General features: G+C 70.1%; 6 protein-coding genes. 1 reads left to right on the top strand and 5 read right to left on the bottom strand.

Annotated features, from left to right (window positions below; all coding sequences use genetic code 11):
- Positions 1 to 69: 69 nt before the first annotated feature.
- Positions 70 to 1,290, bottom strand: coding sequence for a putative glycoside hydrolase (locus DPV74_RS39280; protein ID WP_060082729.1), 1,221 nt, complete (start codon positions 1,288 to 1,290; stop codon positions 70 to 72).
- 228 nt (positions 1,291 to 1,518) lie between these two features.
- The gene (locus DPV74_RS39275) at positions 1,519 to 1,986 is read right to left on the bottom strand and encodes a hypothetical protein (RefSeq protein WP_091923103.1); all 468 of its coding nucleotides are present in this window, start codon (positions 1,984 to 1,986) and stop codon (positions 1,519 to 1,521) included.
- 416 nt (positions 1,987 to 2,402) lie between these two features.
- Between DPV74_RS39275 and DPV74_RS39270 the strand changes: the two genes are divergently transcribed.
- The gene (locus DPV74_RS39270; RefSeq protein ID WP_059696761.1) at positions 2,403 to 2,915 is read left to right on the top strand and encodes a lecithin retinol acyltransferase family protein; all 513 of its coding nucleotides are present in this window, start codon (positions 2,403 to 2,405) and stop codon (positions 2,913 to 2,915) included.
- A gap of 32 nt (positions 2,916 to 2,947) precedes the next feature.
- Here the strand turns inward: DPV74_RS39270 and DPV74_RS39265 are convergent, their stop codons facing one another.
- From DPV74_RS39265 to DPV74_RS39255, 3 genes are all read right to left on the bottom strand, one after another.
- A complete protein-coding gene (locus DPV74_RS39265; protein ID WP_059696763.1) occupies positions 2,948 to 3,136 on the bottom strand; it encodes a hypothetical protein in 189 nt (62 codons plus the stop codon).
- A gap of 168 nt (positions 3,137 to 3,304) precedes the next feature.
- Positions 3,305 to 4,096 carry a polysaccharide deacetylase family protein gene (locus DPV74_RS39260; protein ID WP_091923014.1) on the bottom strand — a complete coding sequence of 264 codons (792 nt, stop codon included), beginning with the start codon at positions 4,094 to 4,096 and terminating at the stop codon, positions 3,305 to 3,307.
- On the bottom strand, positions 4,093 to 4,473 hold a 381-nt coding region (locus DPV74_RS39255; RefSeq protein WP_240440104.1), incomplete at its 5' end, for a PfkB family carbohydrate kinase. The genes DPV74_RS39260 and DPV74_RS39255, both read right to left, overlap by 4 nt.

The following is a 4,473-nucleotide window of genomic DNA, read 5'->3' as shown; positions in this document are numbered from 1 at the left end:
CCGTCGCCGGTGCCGCGTCGCGCACCGCGCGAGCGCCGGCCGGCGCCAGCGCGAACAGCAGCGCACCGGTCAGCGCGGCAGCGCAGCGGGATCGTAACGATTGCGCGGATTCCACAGCATCCATCCATCCGTGCCGGCCGCGTCCGCGGCGTCGACCTGTGCGCGGATGTCCGCCGCGTCGAACGCGCGCCGGTCGAACGCATAGTCGCGAAATGCCTGCAGCCACGGCCGGAACCGCACGCCGTCGAGCCCCGTGCGGCGCATCGCTTCCGCGAGCGACCGCCCGACGATCTCGCCGGGGTGATCGGTCGGCTTGCGGCAGCCCGGCAGCCCCCACGTGAAGCCCGACGGATACAGCATCGGCGAAATGTAATCGACCAGCCCGCCCAGTGAGCCGAGCCGCTGCCCGATCTGCGTGTCGTCGGCATTCCAGCACACGTAGCCGAAGATATCGGCCGACAGGTAGCGGTTGTAAGGCCGCAACCGTGCGCGCGCGCCCTCCAGGAATCCGGTGATCGCGGCCACGCGGTTCGCCTCGGTGTTGGGTTCGTGGAACCGCAGGCCGCTCGCATCCGGAAAGCGCAGATAGTCGAACTGGATCTCGTCGAAACCCATCCGCGCGGCCTCCTCGGCCACATCGAAGTTGTGTTCCCACGCGGCGCGCACGGTCGGATCGATCCAGCGCAGATGCTCGCGATCACGCCAGATTCCGCCGGCCGCGTCGTGCACCGCCCAGTCGGGATGGGCGGCCGCGAGCGGATCGTCCTTGAATACGACGATGCGCGCGATCAGGTAGAGCCCGCGCAGGTGGAATGCGCGGATCAGCGCCGGCAGGTCCGCGACGCGCGGGCCCGGCTCGCCGCTCGCCGCGCCGATCGCTTCGCGTGCGTCGCTGCGATACGGCGTCATCCCGCGATCGCCCTTCACGTCGATCACGAACGCGTTGACGGCCGTGCGGCCCGGGAGCGCGAGCGCCGCGTCGCGCAGCGTGCGATCCGCGACACCGTAGACCGACAGGTAGACGGCCTTCGGACGGAACGGGACGAGCCGCACCGTGCGTGCCGTCTCGCCGGCGGCGAGCACGACCTCCGCGCGTGCATAGCCGGGCGCGGTCACGCTGAGCGTCACGTCGCCCGCCGGCGCGGCAAACATGCCGGCGGCCGATGCAACCAGGCTGCTGCCCGACGCATAACCGAGCGCGCCCGACACCGGCCGGCCGCTGCCGGCATCGACGACCGTCACCGGGACGGTTCCGGCCCGGGCGGCGACACACGCGAGCGCCAGCAGCATGCCCGCCAGCACGCGGCCGAGCGTCGCTGCGCCCTGCCACCCGCCTCGAAACGGCTCATGCTGGTGCCGCCCGGCACGCGGCCAATGGACGATTGCACGATTCTTCAAAGCACACCTCGCGACGCGAATTCCTGCGGATATTGTTGCGAATCCGCCGCCACGCCGCGTGAGGCAGATCAACGGCACGCGCTGCGCCGCCGCCCGAAACGCGTCGATCGCAATGCGCGTCTAGGGCGTGCCTGCGCCCGGACAACCGCTGCAAAGCCGCATCACATCGCGCCGGTCCGGGTTCCGCCAGTAGAACCGCATATCGACGGCGCCGTGCGCCGGTACGACGACGTGACGGACTTCCTGAACGGCCCGATCGCGCGCCGATACCGTATATCGCCCCGGCGGCACGCGCGCGAACAGGAACGGGCCGGCCGTGTGCGCGTCGAGGATCATCGACTTGCCGGACGCCAACGTGACGTCGATGTCGGACAGGTAATGACCGGCCTTCGTCGCGAACGTGATCCGCAAGTTGTAACGCGGCGCAGCGGCGCGAAACGCCGCGACTTCCTCCTCGCCGACGCCGCCCGTGATGTATACGGCGCCGTTCCGCACGATCGGCTCGGGCAGCGCTTGAGCCGGCACGCTCGCGGCGGCGGCCATCAAACAGGTCGACAGCAGTAGCGACCCGACGATTCCAGTCCGCATTTCGTTCTCCCGATTCAGGCACGCGGGTGGCGATGCGGCTCGTTCGTCCGGGCGCGTCACGGCCGGCGTGCCGCGACGTGACGCATTCGCATCGTTGACGAAGCCAGCGTCGCGCGGAACGTCGATTTCCGGTTGACGCAGGTCAAGTGCTCCCGACCGGCCAGCGGCGCGGCGAGCCCGCACGACGCGCCACGCGCGGCGGCGCGGCGCCATTGTCCGTTCCGGCTGTCAGCCGATATTGCGCGGCGCGTCGGAAATTTCCGACACGGCGACCCGACGTCGGACAGCAAGCTCAGACCGCGCTGATTGTCCGGCCATGTTCCGCCGCCAATACTGGAGACGTGACAGGATGCAACGCGTACCGCGGCTCGCGAGCAAGTGTTCCGCACGGCCGCCACCAGTTCCAGGAGCTGGCCATGACTCACCCGAACACAGCCCATGCCGACGATGCCGCGCCGCACCACGACCTTCCGGTCGGCGCCCACCTCGTGACCCGGCGCCCCGGTTACGTTCACCACGGGATCTACATCGGCAACGGCAACGTGATCCACTACGCGGGCCTGGCACGCAGTCCGGGCGGCGGCCCGGTCGAAGTCGTCTCCCTCGACGACTTCTGCGCCGGCTTCGGTCTCGCGATGGTCCGGCACGCGCGGGCTCCGTACGACGGCACGGAGGCGGCGCGGCGCGCAACCTCGCGCCTCGGCGAATGCCGCTACCGGCTGCTCACCAACAACTGCGAACACTTCTGCCTGTGGTGCCTGTTCGGCGTCGGCAGGAGCGAGCAGGTCGCGTCGTGCCTGCGCAACCCGCTTCACGGCATCGCCGTCGTCGCCATGCTGCTTGCGTGCGTGCTGGCCGGGCGGCTGCATGCGGCATCCGTCGAACGCACGCCGGCCCCGCGTGCCTGCCCGGCTCGATGCGGGGCCTAGCGCGACCTGAATCGACCTGACGCCCCCGCCCCTCACCCGCGTGGGCGAAAGGCAGCATGCGCCCGCCCCCAGCGTTTCGCCTGCGCGATCGCGATACGGATCGCGCTGCCCTCGGCGCGCCCTTGCCGCAGCAGCGCGTTGGCGATCTCGATCGCCTTGCCGCGAACCGGCGGCGGCAGGTTCCGCATCGACGGCGGATAGCGTTCGTCATTCCACGGCATGGTCGATCCGGCTCGTACAGGCTGGCCGATCCCGCAGTGCCGGCCGGCGGGAATCGCGGCAGGAACGCAGCGATGGTGCAGCGGGCCCCACGGGATCCGGCCCGGCGTGAACCCCGACGGAGACGACATCGGCGAACGATGGCGGTAACCCCGCGATCCGGTGACCGGTCACGGCTGCTCCCCGGCGGTTTGCAGCAATCCGTTCATGCATCGCGTGCCGCACGCATCCGTCATCAGATAGCGCGGCAATGCCATCGGGGGATCCGTCGGCCGAACGGGGCGGGCATCGATCGTGAACGCCGCGACATAGCCTTCGCGAGCGGCCAGCCGGTCGGTCTGCGCATCATGGACGCCGAACGGCCAGGCCAGCAGCCGGATCGGCCGACCGGTTTCGGATTCGAGCCGCTCGCGCGACCGGTCCAACTGGAACGAGACGAATCGCTGGTAATCCGCTTCAGTGCGCCGCGCGCGCTCGGTGGCGAAATTCGGATGCCAGTAGGTATGCGACTCGATATCGTATCCGCCGGATCGGCCGAGCGCGCGCAACTGATCCCACGTCATCGCGTAGCGGGCGTTGGAAATCGCCGACGGATAGATGAACAGCGTGACCGGCACCGGATGCGCCGCCAGCAGCGGGCGCAGCACGTCGTAGACGGAACGGTGACCGTCGTCCACCGTGATCGCGACCGCGCGCGCCGGTAGCGCATCCGTCTGGCCATCGTGCCAGCGCACGACGTCGGCAAGCGGCACGATACGGTAGCCGCTCGCCTCGATCGCGTGCAGTTGCTCGACGAATGTCCCGGTGCGCACCGTCATCGAATCCACGCGTTGCGTCGCAAACCGGTGATAGACGAGTATCAGCACGCGTTGCGACACGGGCGCGACCGTGCCGGCGCCGGCGGACGACATCCGCGGCAGGCACGACAGCAGCAGCAGGCAGACGATCGCACGCAAGCTCATGCCGCACCTCGCGCCATGGCCGTGCCGCGTGCCTGCGCAACCAGTTCCGCATGAATCCGCTCGACGTCCTCGCGTGTACACAGTGCCGTACCGGGATGCTCGACCGACGCGGCCGATGCCGCCAGCGCATACCGGCACGCGTCGTCGAACGGCACGCCGCGCGCCAGCGCCCAGATCATCCCGCCGACGAAACTGTCGCCGGCACCCACCGTGCTGCACACGGCCGCGGGCCTGCCCGGCAGGCGCAGCGCGCGCTCGCGCGTGACGACCCATGCGCCGCGCGCGCCGAGTGTCAGCGCAACGATGTCGGCGCGCCCCTGCGCGACGAGCTCGCCCGCCTTCCGGCATGCCGACGCTTCGTCGAGCGGTTCACCGGC

Source organism: Burkholderia sp. HAN2018, assembly GCF_024704855.1.
GTDB lineage: Bacteria > Pseudomonadota > Gammaproteobacteria > Burkholderiales > Burkholderiaceae > Burkholderia > Burkholderia cepacia.
The sequence above is the reverse complement of the archived record's forward strand: the minus strand, read 5'-3'. Positions and strand labels throughout refer to the sequence as shown.

Bases quoted from the DNA above. Each gene is read 5' to 3' on its own strand.
- DPV74_RS39260 (WP_091923014.1), bottom strand. From the start codon at position 4,096: ATGAGCTTGCGTGCGATCGTCTGCCTGCTGCTGCTGTCGTGCCTGCCG.
- DPV74_RS39275 (WP_091923103.1), bottom strand. From the start codon at position 1,986: ATGCGGACTGGAATCGTCGGGTCGCTACTGCTGTCGACCTGTTTGATG.
- DPV74_RS39280 (WP_060082729.1), bottom strand. From the start codon at position 1,290: ATGCTGCTGGCGCTCGCGTGTGTCGCCGCCCGGGCCGGAACCGTCCCG.
- DPV74_RS39270 (WP_059696761.1), top strand. From the start codon at position 2,403: ATGACTCACCCGAACACAGCCCATGCCGACGATGCCGCGCCGCACCAC.
- DPV74_RS39265 (WP_059696763.1), bottom strand. From the start codon at position 3,136: ATGCCGTGGAATGACGAACGCTATCCGCCGTCGATGCGGAACCTGCCG.